Annotated in this window: 12 protein-coding genes; 9 read left to right on the top strand and 3 right to left on the bottom strand. The window is 57.9% G+C overall.

Features of this window, described 5'->3' with window-relative positions:
• Positions 1-108: 108 nt before the first annotated feature.
• The 6 genes from tkt (at position 109) to fba (ending at position 6477) form a co-directional block, all read left to right on the top strand.
• Positions 109-2106 (top strand): transketolase, encoded by a 1998-nt coding sequence (gene tkt, locus ACEN2T_RS23710; RefSeq protein WP_095185105.1) that lies wholly within the window; start codon positions 109-111, stop codon positions 2104-2106.
• 138 nt (positions 2107-2244) lie between these two features.
• Positions 2245-3300 (top strand): erythrose-4-phosphate dehydrogenase, encoded by a 1056-nt coding sequence (epd, locus tag ACEN2T_RS23705; protein ID WP_442117668.1) that lies wholly within the window; start codon positions 2245-2247, stop codon positions 3298-3300.
• A 26-nt stretch (positions 3301-3326) separates the two neighbouring features.
• Complete coding sequence (locus ACEN2T_RS23700; protein WP_032884052.1) at positions 3327-4490, top strand: phosphoglycerate kinase; 1164 nt, start codon at positions 3327-3329, stop codon at positions 4488-4490.
• 29 nt (positions 4491-4519) lie between these two features.
• Positions 4520-4747, top strand: coding sequence for a hypothetical protein (locus tag ACEN2T_RS23695; protein ID WP_032884051.1), 228 nt, complete (start codon positions 4520-4522; stop codon positions 4745-4747).
• A gap of 60 nt (positions 4748-4807) precedes the next feature.
• The gene (locus ACEN2T_RS23690; RefSeq protein ID WP_122681991.1) at positions 4808-5140 is read left to right on the top strand and encodes an MliC family protein; all 333 of its coding nucleotides are present in this window, start codon (positions 4808-4810) and stop codon (positions 5138-5140) included.
• 272 nt (positions 5141-5412) lie between these two features.
• Positions 5413-6477 (top strand): class II fructose-bisphosphate aldolase, encoded by a 1065-nt coding sequence (gene fba, locus ACEN2T_RS23685; protein ID WP_032884050.1) that lies wholly within the window; start codon positions 5413-5415, stop codon positions 6475-6477.
• Between the two features lie 161 nt (positions 6478-6638).
• Here the strand turns inward: fba and ACEN2T_RS23680 are convergent, their stop codons facing one another.
• The 3 genes from ACEN2T_RS23680 to ACEN2T_RS23670 all read right to left on the bottom strand — a co-directional run bounded on the left by ACEN2T_RS23680 (position 6639) and on the right by ACEN2T_RS23670 (position 8988).
• On the bottom strand, positions 6639-7418 hold the full coding sequence (locus ACEN2T_RS23680) for a hypothetical protein (protein ID WP_442117667.1): 780 nt from the start codon (positions 7416-7418) through the stop codon (positions 6639-6641).
• Between the two features lie 573 nt (positions 7419-7991).
• Entirely contained in the window at positions 7992-8180 is a 189-nt protein-coding gene (locus tag ACEN2T_RS23675) for a hypothetical protein (RefSeq protein WP_122681993.1), read from the bottom strand.
• A 142-nt stretch (positions 8181-8322) separates the two neighbouring features.
• A complete protein-coding gene (locus tag ACEN2T_RS23670; RefSeq protein ID WP_032884045.1) occupies positions 8323-8988 on the bottom strand; it encodes a polysaccharide lyase family 7 protein in 666 nt (221 codons plus the stop codon).
• A gap of 308 nt (positions 8989-9296) precedes the next feature.
• Here ACEN2T_RS23670 and ACEN2T_RS23665 point away from each other — a divergent pair, with 308 nt between their 5' ends.
• From ACEN2T_RS23665 to ACEN2T_RS23655, 3 genes are read left to right on the top strand one after another with little or no spacing between them, the layout of a single operon-like run.
• Positions 9297-11402, top strand: coding sequence for a putative bifunctional diguanylate cyclase/phosphodiesterase (locus ACEN2T_RS23665; RefSeq protein ID WP_442117666.1), 2106 nt, complete (start codon positions 9297-9299; stop codon positions 11400-11402).
• Positions 11403-11445: 43 nt separating this feature from the next.
• Positions 11446-11946 carry a M48 metallopeptidase family protein gene (locus tag ACEN2T_RS23660; RefSeq protein ID WP_032884043.1) on the top strand — a complete coding sequence of 167 codons (501 nt, stop codon included), beginning with the start codon at positions 11446-11448 and terminating at the stop codon, positions 11944-11946.
• 19 nt (positions 11947-11965) lie between these two features.
• Entirely contained in the window at positions 11966-12262 is a 297-nt protein-coding gene (locus tag ACEN2T_RS23655; protein ID WP_032884042.1) for a winged helix-turn-helix domain-containing protein, read from the top strand.
• The last annotated feature ends 85 nt before the right edge of the window (positions 12263-12347 follow it).

Genomic DNA, 12347 nt, shown 5'->3' with positions numbered 1-12347 from the left:
ACAAGTGACTATCTGTCATTGCCCGCAGGCGGTGGCTGAGGGAAAATGCCGGTCCTTTTTTCCGTTTCTTTTAATCATTCACTCTTCAAAATCCTTAGGAGAACAGCGATGCCCAGCCGTCGTGAGCGTGCCAACGCCATTCGTGCCCTCAGCATGGATGCCGTGCAAAAAGCCAACAGCGGCCATCCCGGTGCCCCGATGGGCATGGCGGATATCGCCGAGGTACTTTGGCGTGATTACCTGAAACACAACCCGAGCAACCCGTCCTTCGCCGACCGTGACCGCTTCGTGCTGTCCAACGGCCACGGCTCGATGCTGATCTACTCGCTGCTGCACCTGACCGGCTACGACGTCACCATCGATGACCTCAAGAGCTTCCGCCAGCTGCATAGCCGCACTCCGGGTCACCCTGAGTTCGGCTACACCCCAGGCGTCGAGACCACCACCGGTCCCCTGGGCCAAGGCCTGGCCAACGCTGTAGGTTTCGCACTGGCTGAAAAAGTCCTGGGCGCGCAATTCAACCGTCCTGGCCACGACATCGTCGATCACCACACCTACGTGTTCCTGGGTGATGGCTGCATGATGGAAGGCATTTCCCACGAAGTCGCTTCGCTGGCCGGCACGCTGGGCCTGGGCAAGCTGATCGCCTTCTACGATGACAACGGCATCTCCATCGACGGCGAAGTCGAAGGCTGGTTCACCGACGACACCCCTAAGCGTTTCGAAGCCTACAACTGGCAGGTGATCCGCAATGTCGACGGCCACGATCCGGAAGAGATCAAGACTGCCATCGACACCGCTCGCAAGAGCGCGCAGCCGACCCTGATCTGCTGCAAGACCACCATCGGCTTCGGTTCGCCGAACAAGCAAGGTAAAGAAGACTGCCACGGCGCCCCACTGGGTGACGCGGAAATCGCCTTGACCCGTGAAGCGCTGAAGTGGAACCACGGCCCGTTCGAAATTCCGGCCGACATCTACGCCGAATGGAACGCCAAGGAAAAAGGCCTGGCGGCCGAAGCCGAGTGGGACCAGCGTTTTGCTGCCTACTCCGCCGAATTCCCAGAGCTGGCCAATGAGCTGGTTCGCCGCCTCGCTGGCGACCTGCCTGCCGACTTCTCGGAAAAAGCCTCGGCCTACATCGCCGAAGTCGCGGCCAAGGGCGAGACCATCGCCAGCCGTAAAGCCAGCCAGAACACCCTGAACGCCTTTGGCCCACTGCTGCCTGAGTTCCTCGGCGGTTCGGCTGACCTGGCCGGTTCCAACCTGACCCTGTGGAAAGGTTGCAAAGGTGTCTCGGCCGAAGACGCCAGCGGCAACTACATGTACTACGGCGTGCGCGAGTTCGGCATGAGCGCCATCATGAACGGCGTGTCCCTGCACGGCGGCCTGGTGCCTTACGGCGCAACCTTCCTGATGTTCATGGAATATGCGCGCAACGCGGTACGTATGGCTGCGCTGATGAAGAAGCGTGTGATCCATGTCTACACCCACGACTCCATCGGTCTGGGCGAAGACGGCCCGACGCACCAGCCGGTCGAGCAACTGACCAGCCTGCGCACCACGCCGAACCTGGATTGCTGGCGCCCAGCCGACGCGGTGGAATCCGCCGTGGCATGGAAGCACGCCATCGAGCGTAAAGACGGCCCTTCGGCGCTGATCTTCTCCCGTCAGAACCTGCAGCACCAAGTGCGTACCGACGCACAGATCGCCGACATCAGCCGTGGCGGCTACGTGCTCAAAGACTGCGTGGGTGAGCCGGAGCTGATCCTGATCTCCACCGGTTCCGAAGTGGGCCTGACCGTTCAGGCCTACGACAAGCTGACTGCCCAAGGCCGTAACGTGCGCGTTGTGTCCATGCCGTGCACCAGCGTGTTCGAAGCCCAGGATGCCGGCTACAAGCAATCGGTCCTGCCGTTGCAGGTCAGCGCGCGTATCGCCATCGAAGCGGCTCACGCCGACTACTGGTACAAGTACGTGGGCCTGGAAGGTCGCGTGATCGGCATGACCACCTACGGTGAGTCGGCGCCGGCTCCAGCCTTGTTCGAAGAGTTCGGTTTCACCCTGGAAAACATCCTGGGTCAGGCTGAAGAGCTGCTGGAAGACTAAGTCAGTCTGCGTTGTCTGAACTGGCGCTATCGCGGGCAAGCCCGCTCCCACATTTGGATCGCGGTCTAATGTGGGAGCGGGCTTGCCCGCGATGGCGATAGTGCATTCAGCACCGAACTAACCTTGATCGAGAACCCCATGCCCCAACCGCGTCCCTACAAAGTTGCACTCAACGGCTACGGCCGCATTGGTCGTTGCGTCTTGCGTGCTCTGTTCGAGCGAGGGGCGGCAGCCGGGTTTGAAATTGTCGCGATCAACGATTTGGCCGACATGGCCAGCATCGAATACCTGACACGCTTTGACTCCACCCACGGCCGCTTCCCCGGCGAAGTGCGGGTTGAGGGCGATTGTCTGCATATCAAAGGCGACTGCGTAAAAGTACTGCGCAGTGCCACCCCCGAGGGCATCGACTGGACGGCGCTGGGCGTCGACCTGGTGTTGGAATGCTCCGGTGCCTATAACACCCGCGCCGATGGCCAGCGTTTTCTCGACGCCGGCGCGCCGCGTGTGCTGTTTTCCCAGCCAATGGCCAGCGAGGCGGATGTCGACGCCACCATCGTCTACGGCATCAACCAGGATTGCCTGACCGGCCATGAGCTGCTGGTGTCCAACGCCTCCTGCACCACCAACTGCAGCGTGCCGCTGTTACGCCTGTTGGATCAGGCGATTGGCATCGATTACGTATCGATCACCACCATCCACTCGGCGATGAACGACCAGCCAGTGATCGACGCCTATCACCACGAAGACCTGCGCCGTACGCGTTCGGCGTTCCAGTCGGTAATTCCTGTGTCCACCGGCCTGGCCCGTGGCATCGAACGCCTGCTGCCGGAACTTGCCGGGCGAATTCAGGCCAAAGCCGTACGGGTGCCGACGGTAAACGTGTCTTGTCTGGACATCACCATGCAAACCGTCAGCGACACCGATGCGGTGGAGGTCAACCGGATTCTGCGCGATGCCGCCACCAGCGGCCCGCTCAAAGGCTTACTGGCCTACACCGAGTTGCCCCACGCCAGTTGTGACTTCAACCATGACCCGCATTCGGCAATTGTCGATGCCAGCCAGACCCGCGTTTCCGGCCCGAGGCTGGTGAATATCCTGGCCTGGTTCGATAACGAATGGGGTTTTGCCAACCGCATGCTGGATGTTGCAGAACACTATCTGCACGTTGCCTCATCAAAACCTGCCCTTTAAATAAGTCAATTCAGGAACTGCGACCCATGACCGTGTTGAAGATGACCGACCTCGATCTGCAAGGTAAGCGCGTACTGATTCGCGAAGACCTCAACGTCCCAGTCAAGGACGGTGTTGTCACCAGCGATGCGCGAATCCGGGCTTCGCTGCCGACCATCAAGCTGGCCCTGGAAAAAGGCGCGGCCGTAATGGTCTGCTCCCACCTGGGTCGTCCGACCGAAGGTGAGTTCTCGGAAGAAAACAGCCTCAAGCCTGTGGCCGATTACCTGAGTGAGGCCCTGGGCCGCACAGTGCCGTTGGTGTCTGACTACTTGGGTGGCGTTGACGTCAAGGCCGGCGACATCGTGCTGTTCGAAAACGTGCGCTTCAACAAAGGCGAGAAAAAGAACAGCGACGAACTGGCCCAGCAATACGCAGCCCTGTGCGACGTATTTGTGATGGATGCGTTCGGTACGGCTCACCGTGCTGAGGGTTCCACCCACGGCGTGGCCAAGTTCGCCAAGGTTGCGGCTGCTGGCCCGCTGCTGGCTGCTGAACTGGATGCACTGGGCAAGGCCCTCGGCGCACCGGCTCAGCCGATGGCTGCCATCGTGGCTGGCTCCAAGGTGTCCACCAAGCTGGACGTGCTCAACAGCCTCAGCCAGATCTGCAACCAATTGATCGTCGGTGGTGGCATCGCCAACACCTTCCTGGCCGCAGCCGGCCACCCGGTGGGCAAGTCCCTGTATGAACCGGACCTGCTGGATACCGCTCGCGCCATCGCTGCCAAGGTCAGTGTGCCGTTGCCGGTAGACGTGGTGGTTGCCAAGGAATTCGCTGAAAGCGCCGCCGCCACCGTCAAGCTCATCGCTGACGTGGCTGCCGACGACATGATCCTGGACATCGGGCCGCAAACCGCAGCCAACTTCGCCGAACTGCTGAAAGCTTCCCAGACCATTCTGTGGAACGGCCCGGTCGGCGTGTTCGAGTTTGACCAGTTCGGCAACGGCACCAAAGTGCTGGCCAATGCCATCGCTGAAAGCTCGGCGTTCTCCATCGCCGGCGGTGGCGACACCCTGGCGGCCATCGATAAATATGGTGTGGCTGACCGTATCTCCTACATTTCTACCGGTGGCGGCGCGTTCCTTGAATTCGTCGAAGGCAAAGTGCTGCCCGCCGTTGAAGTGTTGGAAGCTCGAGCCAAAGGCTAAGGCCCGTGATCAGGAAAAGGAGCATTCCCATGATCAAGTCGTTGGCACTGTTGATCGCAGCGGGCCTTCTGGCCGGCTGCGGCAGCACGCCAAGCGCGGCGCAGGAGGCTGGAAAGCCGTTGCCTGTGCAGAAAAAGAGCTGCTACCAGGCTGACTGGCAAGCCGAGACCATGCCGGTGATCAACAAGCGCATCGGCAACGAACGGCTGGAGAAATACGACTCCGCGCCCAACGGTCAGGAACAGGGTTGCCCTTGACGGGTCTGATCAACTAACCGACAGCATCGGCGGCCTCTGGCGCCGCTGCGAGGATTGGCAATGAAAGGCGTTTTCGCCCTGGCAGCCCTGGCCCTATTGGCCGGTTGCAGCAGCATGAACATGTTCAACAAGGCAGAGCCTGCCGATAAGTGGACCACTTGGACCTGCAACAGCAAGGCCGAGGTCAACTGGCGATTTGCCAACCAGGCCCGTAGCGAGGTGGATGTACGCCTCGGCGGTTCCGACCAGGTTTACCGCCTTAAACAGGACGTTGCCGCTTCGGGCGTGCTGTACAGCAACGACCAGTTGGCGTTTCACACCAAAGGTGAGGAAGGCCTGGTTTACTGGGTTGCCACCGACGATTTGATCGGGCGGGGCTGCAAGGCCCAGTAAACAGAACACGGTCTCGAATGTATTGAGATCCAAATGTGGGAGGGGGCTTGCTCCCGATTGCGGTGGGTCAGTCACCGAAGTCAGCGACTGATAGATCGCTATCGGGAGCAAGCCCCCTCCCACATTGATTCGGTTCCAAATGGCGAGCCGGACACTGCAATAACGATTCAGCAGGCCAGGCATGCAAAACCTGACCGGCAATAACTTGAATAGCAGCCGCCGCTACGGCAGGCTTGCACGATTAACGACCCTCGACCGGGAGAGACAACACAATGGCACTTATCAGCATGCGTCAAATGCTGGACCACGCAGCCGAGTTCGGCTACGGCGTCCCAGCCTTTAACGTCAACAACCTTGAGCAGATGCGCGCCATCATGGAAGCCGCTGACAAGACCGACTCCCCAGTGATCGTCCAGGCTTCGGCCGGTGCCCGCAAATACGCCGGTGCTCCATTCCTGCGTCACCTGATCCTCGCCGCAATCGAAGAGTTTCCGCACATCCCGGTGTGCATGCACCAGGACCACGGCACCAGCCCTGACGTGTGCCAGCGCTCCATCCAACTGGGCTTCAGCTCGGTGATGATGGACGGCTCCCTCGGCGAAGACGGCAAGACCCCAACCGACTACGAATACAACGTGCGCGTAACCCAGCAAACCGTAGCCCTGGCTCACGCCTGCGGCGTCTCGGTTGAAGGCGAACTGGGCTGCCTGGGTTCTCTGGAGACCGGTATGGCCGGCGAAGAAGACGGCATCGGCGCCGAAGGCGTGCTTGATCACAGCCAAATGCTGACCGATCCGGAAGAAGCCGCTGACTTCGTCAAGAAGACCCAGGTCGATGCCCTGGCCATCGCCATCGGCACCAGCCACGGCGCCTACAAGTTCACCAAGCCGCCTACCGGCGACGTACTGGCCATCGACCGCATCAAGGAAATCCATAAGCGCATCCCTAACACCCACTTGGTGATGCACGGTTCTTCCTCGGTCCCGCAAGAGTGGCTGGCGATCATCAACCAGTACGGCGGCGACATCAAAGAAACCTACGGCGTACCGGTTGAAGAAATCGTTGAAGGCATCAAGCACGGCGTGCGCAAGGTCAACATCGACACCGACCTGCGCCTGGCGTCCACCGGCGCAATGCGTCGCCTGATGGCCACCAACCCGAGCGAATTCGACCCACGTAAATTCTTCGGCGCCACCGTAACCGCGATGCGTGATGTGTGTATCGCTCGCTACGAAGCCTTCGGCACTGCCGGCAACGGCTCGAAGATCAAGCCGATCTCGCTGGAAGCGATGTACCAGCGTTACCTGAAAGGTGAGTTGAACGCTAAGGTGAATTGAGCCTCAGGCGTGAATAAACCCGTGGCGATGCGGGTTTTTGATGACCAAGCGTAATGTTCGTTGGAGCCTCGCTCGCGGGCATGAAATTTACGGTGTCCTGTAGTTGTGCAATATAACAACCCGTCGTGAGACGGGTTGTTATATTTAGCTGATTTTGGACGTTATACAGGCTCCGCTTCAAAGTTTCCTGCTACAAAATAGAATGAGGCCGTTGGCTTGCTCCTTATAACAATATGCTCCATGTTTAAAGTGCTGAAGGTAAACCGGTCCAAACCCTCTGTTGCTGCTTTTATGGGGGTAGTGGTTTTGCCATCCGACCATTCGAATGACAAAGGGCCAACAGCGATATATGAAAAACTCATTTTGTTGAAATTGAGAGGGACATCATCTGTTCCTCGCAAAGAAATTTTTACCGATGCGGCCACGGCCTGCTCTGATCTAAAAACATAGACTTTAGGCCCGAAGAGTGCTTCGCGCTGAATGTCACTAATTACATGTTTTCTAAGGTTAGTCGTGGTCATGGCTTCTATGGATTTGCTGAAAGATCGCTCAATGTTGCCCTCGTGTATGAATTTAAAGTTGTTATTGGTAACAAATTCTTGATTAAGGGCGAATCTCAATTCTTCATTGACTAAGTTCTCAATGATTTTTTTCTGAATATCAAGATTTATCGAGACTTGTTTCGGGGTCGCATCAGTTTCAGTGAGCGTCAAAGTAACAGGGCCTGAGATTGAGGCCATTACACTATCTGAAAATGTTCCATTCGCTGAGATTTTTATCGTTTTCACTGGCGTGCTGCTGGCAGCGCCCAGTCGTACCGCTAGTTCCCCATTTGGAAAGCCAATGCCTTCGACTTCGAAAGAGCGGTTAACGATAGTTGTAGCGCTTGGCGATACTGTAGAGCCGTTTATTTTTTCGATGATAGGGGTAATGACGCTCATTTGAATGCTCCTTGTTTTTTCGAACAACAAAGTTGTACGGGTAAGTGATATTTAATGTTGCTCTAACTAGTGGGTGGACGCCATGGTTTGTCAGGATGGCGTGTTCGCTGCATAAACCTTTTTTCCATCTTGTGATAATTAGTTTGGATTGAAATAATGGTTTTGAAACCTGTAATAATTAACAGTTTTTTATGACTTTTTGCTATGTATGTTAGTGCGAATTCCAGCCCTCCACCTGTTATAAGGCAGCCACGCCTTGATGGTCCAGGTAGCGGGAGATGCAGGTCGTTAATAGCGGATGGGCTATCGATTCAAAAAGGGCCGGATTAGTTGGCTGTCAATCGAGAGAGCGAACAGAAAACTGCGTGTGGGAAGGGCGCTTCGGTTGGACTGCGCAGCGGCTTCCGGCGGTAGCAAGTGCCCTTACCGCAGGAGCTGGTGCATTGTTTAAGAGGCTGGGGATGTCAGTGAATCATCCTTGGGGCAACAGAAAACACCTGCCGAGTTTATGCCGGGCTCAGTAATCCAAAGGGTTCGATGACTTTGTGTTATCGCTGATCGGCTCAATGGTCTTTATGTCCTGAGGTTGACGGTCCGGTACACGCCTGCTGAGCGATAGTAAGTCAGCTCTGCTTTTTTATCGTCGAACCTTGGGTCTTCTCCTTCATCGGTCTCGTCGGAGCTATCGCTCAGGCGGACGTCTATTTTGAATTTCTTCGTCGATTGAAGTTTTTTACGGATGTCATTCATTGAGATGCGCATCTCAAGACTCCAGATCCATGGGGGAGGCCCACGGTTATGGGCGTTAGATTCCCCCAATAGGTTAATCTTGGCGACTGTGAGGCCTGACAGTTTTCAAGATGATTTGGCTATGCGTGATATCGCGAAAACGTTGGGTCACGCCTCACTCGTGATCAATATCCAACTTCGCAAACGTCACCTTCGCGCCTTCCTTGCTGTCCCCGCTGTTGTCCTGCACATACGCGCCGGCCTTGAAGTACAGCGGCTTGCTGCCCCACGCTGCGCCAATGCGCTCGTTCCACTCACTGTCGGCGGCGTACACGCTCAGCAGCCCGGCTTTGTTGAGGTTGATCACGTAGGTAAAGCTTTTCTCCAGCGGCACATTGGACGCGACGATGACCACGCGGCTTTCACCTTCATCCGGGCGCATGCGCACTTTGGCGACGATGTTGCCGGTCTGGGTCTTTTCCTTGAACTGGTATTCGAGCTTGATCAGCGGTTTTTGGCTGTCATAGGCGTGGATCTGGCCGATGACGATCTTGCCGCTGGACGGTACTTGGTTCACGGCCAAGGTGGCGCGCAGGAAGTTGTCGGCTTCGGGGTAGGTCCAGTTACGCAAGCGCCCGTCGGCGTAAGTTTCGCGCAGCTCACTGCGTGGGTAGATGGCGTTTTCGGTGCGGGTGCCGGTGACGGGTGTCCAGAACTGCACGTTGCTGCCTTCGGCCTGGAAGTACTGGTCGTTGAAGCCGCTGAGCAGCTTTGGGGTGTCGATAGTCGCGGGGGGCGAGCCGACCGGAATGCTCAGGTTCCAAGTGGAGAGGTCGATCATGGCGTTGGCCTTTTACAGGGGGTGAAGGCTTTGGCCCGTGGGCCTTACAGGTTCTTTATAGGCGGTGGCCGGCCTGTTGTTAAACATTTGCTGGCAATTTATTGGCGCCAAATGAATGCCAAAAAGCCATGTTTCCCATGAACCGTGGGCTGTAGAGGTTGACCGTTAGTCGGCTGAGTGAACTTTGGCGCAATGATGGCATCCACGTCACTTCTGATTTTCAGTATCCAGGGCTAGAGTGAGCCCTCAATGTTTATCCGCGTTTTCTCTCAGAAGTGACCGGAGTAGACCTAAGGAAGAGACCCAGCATGGAATGCGCTCCACCTCATGGCGATGGCAGTTCGGTTCTTCTGGTCGTCGATGACTACCCGGAAAACCTGATCAGCATGCGTGCGCTGCTACAACGTGATGACTGGCAGGTGGTCACCGCGGAATCCGGGTTGGAAGCTCTGGAGGTGCTGCTGCAGCATGAAGTGGACCTGGTATTGCTGGATGTAATGATGCCCGGCATGGACGGCTTTGAAGTCGCCCGCCTGATGCGTGGCAACCAGCGCACACGCATGACCCCTATTATCTTCCTGAGTGCCAACGCCCAGTCGCCCGCCGCCGTGCTGGAAGGCTATGCCAGTGGCGCCATCGACTACCTGTTCAAACCCTTCGACCCGCATATTCTCAAGCCCAAGGTCCAGGCGTTGCTGGAGCACCAGCGCATTCGCCGGGCCTTGCAGCGCCTGAGCCATGATCTGGAGTCAGCCCGGGCCTTTAATGCCTCGGTGTTGGATAACGCCGCCGAGGGCATCCTGGTGGTGAGTGAGGAGGGCGTGATCGAATACGCCAACCCGGCGATCTCGCGCCTGCTCAATGCCCCGATCCAAGAGTTGCAGGGCCAGGAATTCCTGAGTTTCATGCAAAAGCCCCATGTGCCCACGTGGCTGGATTCGCAGATGTACGCCGGTTACCGCAAGGGCGAAACCTGGCGCCTGCACGATGCGCTTCTGCGCACCGGCCGTGGCCAGCAGGTGCCGGCGGCGTTGTCATGCGCGCCGCTGCCCGCCGAACAGAAGGCCATGGTGGTGACGGTGCTGGATATGTCCGAAGTGCGCCACCTGCATCAGCAGTTGGAATTCCAAGCCGTTACCGACCCGCTGACCGGGCTGCTGAATCGACGCGGCTTCCACCAGGCTGTGGAAAACACGCTGTTGCGCAGTGAGCGCACAGAGCAGTCCTTGGTGTTGCTGTACCTGGACCTCGACGGTTTCAAGCGCGTCAACGATTCTTTGGGCCATGATGCGGGCGACCGGGTTTTACGCTGGGTTTCGGAGCAATTGCAGGGCGGCTTGCGCTCCTACGACATTATCGGCCGCATGGGCGGTGATGAATTTACTGCGCTGCTGGAGTTGGAATTCCCAGAGCAGGCGGCAAAAATTTCGGAAAAACTGATCGAACGAGTCTCTGTTTGTCAGCAGGTTGACGGTTTGGATGTGATGCTCGGCGTGAGCATTGGCATTGCTACCTTCCCGGACTGCGGTTCGGACTTGAATGGTTTGCTGCGTGCGGCCGACATCGCCATGTACGAAGCCAAGCGCGCGGGCCGTCAGCAGTATCGCTATTACGACCAGGAAATGAACGGCCGCGCGCGCTCGCGGCTGATGCTCGAAGACAGCGTGCGTACGGCCATTCAAAACAAGGATTTCACCCTGGTCTACCAGCCTCAGGTCTCTCTGGCTGATGGGCGCCTGCGCGGTGTCGAGGCGTTATTGCGTTGGCAACACCCCAGCGTCGGCGATGTACCGCCTGGGCTGTTTTTACCGCTGCTGGAGGAAGCGCGACTGATCAGCCAGCTGAGCGCGTGGATTTATCAACAGGTCGCTGCCCAGCGTCAGGTGTGGCAAAGCACCTTCGACGATGAATTGGTGCTGAGCGTCAGCCTGAGTAGCAGCCAGTTCAATATGCCCAACCTGGCTAACCAGTTGCAGCAGGTGATGGAGCGACATGGGCTTCAGGTTGGGCAGTTGGAGGTGGAAATCGGCGAGGATTGCCTGATGAGTAGCTTGGAAGAGGCCACCAAGCAGCTCAAGTTACTGCGCCGAATCGGGGTGCGCATCGCTTTGGATGACTTTGGTTCGGGACAATGCTCCCTGGCGCATCTGCGTGACTTGGAGTTCGACACCCTCAAACTCGATCCGCAATTAGTCGCGCGCCTGCCGGGGTCGGTGAGGGACGCAGCGATGGCACGCAGCATTATCGAACTGTGCGGGCATTTTGACGTACTGGTGGTGGCCGAGGGTGTGGAAACCCAGGTGCAAGCTCAGTGGCTCAAAGCCCATGGCTGCCCATTTATCCAGGGACCGTGGGCGGCGCACCCACTGATGGCCGACGAAGTGGTCGACTGGTCACGCGCCCGCCTGCGCTGAATTCGCTACACTGGCGCCCATTCGAACCCTGTTGCAGACCTCAATGACCGCGCTGAAATACCTCCAGGCTTACCCCGCAGCCCTCCAGGAGCAAGTACGTCAACTGATCGCCAAGGACCAGTTGGGCGCTTACCTGGAGCAGCGTTATCCCGAGCGTCATGCGGTGCAGAGCGACAAAGCCCTGTACGCCTACGCACTGGCGTTGAAGCAGGAACACCTGCGCAATGCGCCAGCGATCGACAAAGTGCTGTTCGATAACCGCCTGGATCTGACCCACCGCGCCCTCGGGCTGCACACCACGATTTCGCGGGTGCAGGGCGGCAACCTCAAATCCAAGAAAGAGATCCGCATTGCTTCGCTGTTCAAGGACGCCGCTCCGGAATTTCTGCGCATGATCGTGGTGCACGAGCTGGCGCACTTTAAGGAATCGGACCACAACAAGGCGTTCTATAAACTCTGCGATTACATGATGCCGGGCTACCACCAGGTGGAATTCGACCTGCGGGTGTACCTCACGTATCGCGACCTGCAGGGCAAGCCCTGACCGCACAAGGCGACTGACCATGGATGTGAGCAAGACCAAAAGCAGCTTCTACCGCCGCCTGTACGTGGCGTACCTGATCGACAGCGGGCTCGCCAGCAGTGTGCCGGCGCTGACCGACGTCACCGGTATGCCCCGGCGAACGGCGCAGGACACGATTGCGGCGTTGGCTGACCTGGATATCGTGTGTGAATTCGAACAGGAAGACGGCGCCCGCAACCATGCCGGGCACTATCGGATTCGCGACTGGGGCGCGATTGATCGGGGGTGGATCGAGGTGAATCTCGACCAGATCAAGCGGGTTCTGGGTTATCCCTGAGTTTGGCGGTGGCTGGTCTAGCGCCATCGGGGGCAAGCCCCCTCCCACAGTTTGAATGTATTCACACATTCAAACTGTGGGAGGG

The sequence above is a fragment of the Pseudomonas sp. W22_MBD1_FP4 genome (genome assembly GCF_052113765.1).
Classification (GTDB): domain Bacteria; phylum Pseudomonadota; class Gammaproteobacteria; order Pseudomonadales; family Pseudomonadaceae; genus Aquipseudomonas; species Aquipseudomonas sivasensis.
Note: the sequence above shows the minus strand (reverse complement) of the source record. Positions and strands in the feature narration are given on the sequence as shown.

Bases quoted from the DNA above. Each gene is read 5' to 3' on its own strand.
- tkt (WP_095185105.1), top strand. From the start codon at position 109: ATGCCCAGCCGTCGTGAGCGTGCCAACGCCATTCGTGCCCTCAGCATG.
- epd (WP_442117668.1), top strand. From the start codon at position 2,245: ATGCCCCAACCGCGTCCCTACAAAGTTGCACTCAACGGCTACGGCCGC.
- ACEN2T_RS23700 (WP_032884052.1), top strand. From the start codon at position 3,327: ATGACCGTGTTGAAGATGACCGACCTCGATCTGCAAGGTAAGCGCGTA.
- ACEN2T_RS23695 (WP_032884051.1), top strand. From the start codon at position 4,520: ATGATCAAGTCGTTGGCACTGTTGATCGCAGCGGGCCTTCTGGCCGGC.
- ACEN2T_RS23690 (WP_122681991.1), top strand. From the start codon at position 4,808: ATGAAAGGCGTTTTCGCCCTGGCAGCCCTGGCCCTATTGGCCGGTTGC.
- fba (WP_032884050.1), top strand. From the start codon at position 5,413: ATGGCACTTATCAGCATGCGTCAAATGCTGGACCACGCAGCCGAGTTC.
- ACEN2T_RS23680 (WP_442117667.1), bottom strand. From the start codon at position 7,418: ATGAGCGTCATTACCCCTATCATCGAAAAAATAAACGGCTCTACAGTA.
- ACEN2T_RS23675 (WP_122681993.1), bottom strand. From the start codon at position 8,180: ATGCGCATCTCAATGAATGACATCCGTAAAAAACTTCAATCGACGAAG.
- ACEN2T_RS23670 (WP_032884045.1), bottom strand. From the start codon at position 8,988: ATGATCGACCTCTCCACTTGGAACCTGAGCATTCCGGTCGGCTCGCCC.
- ACEN2T_RS23665 (WP_442117666.1), top strand. From the start codon at position 9,297: ATGGAATGCGCTCCACCTCATGGCGATGGCAGTTCGGTTCTTCTGGTC.
- ACEN2T_RS23660 (WP_032884043.1), top strand. From the start codon at position 11,446: ATGACCGCGCTGAAATACCTCCAGGCTTACCCCGCAGCCCTCCAGGAG.
- ACEN2T_RS23655 (WP_032884042.1), top strand. From the start codon at position 11,966: ATGGATGTGAGCAAGACCAAAAGCAGCTTCTACCGCCGCCTGTACGTG.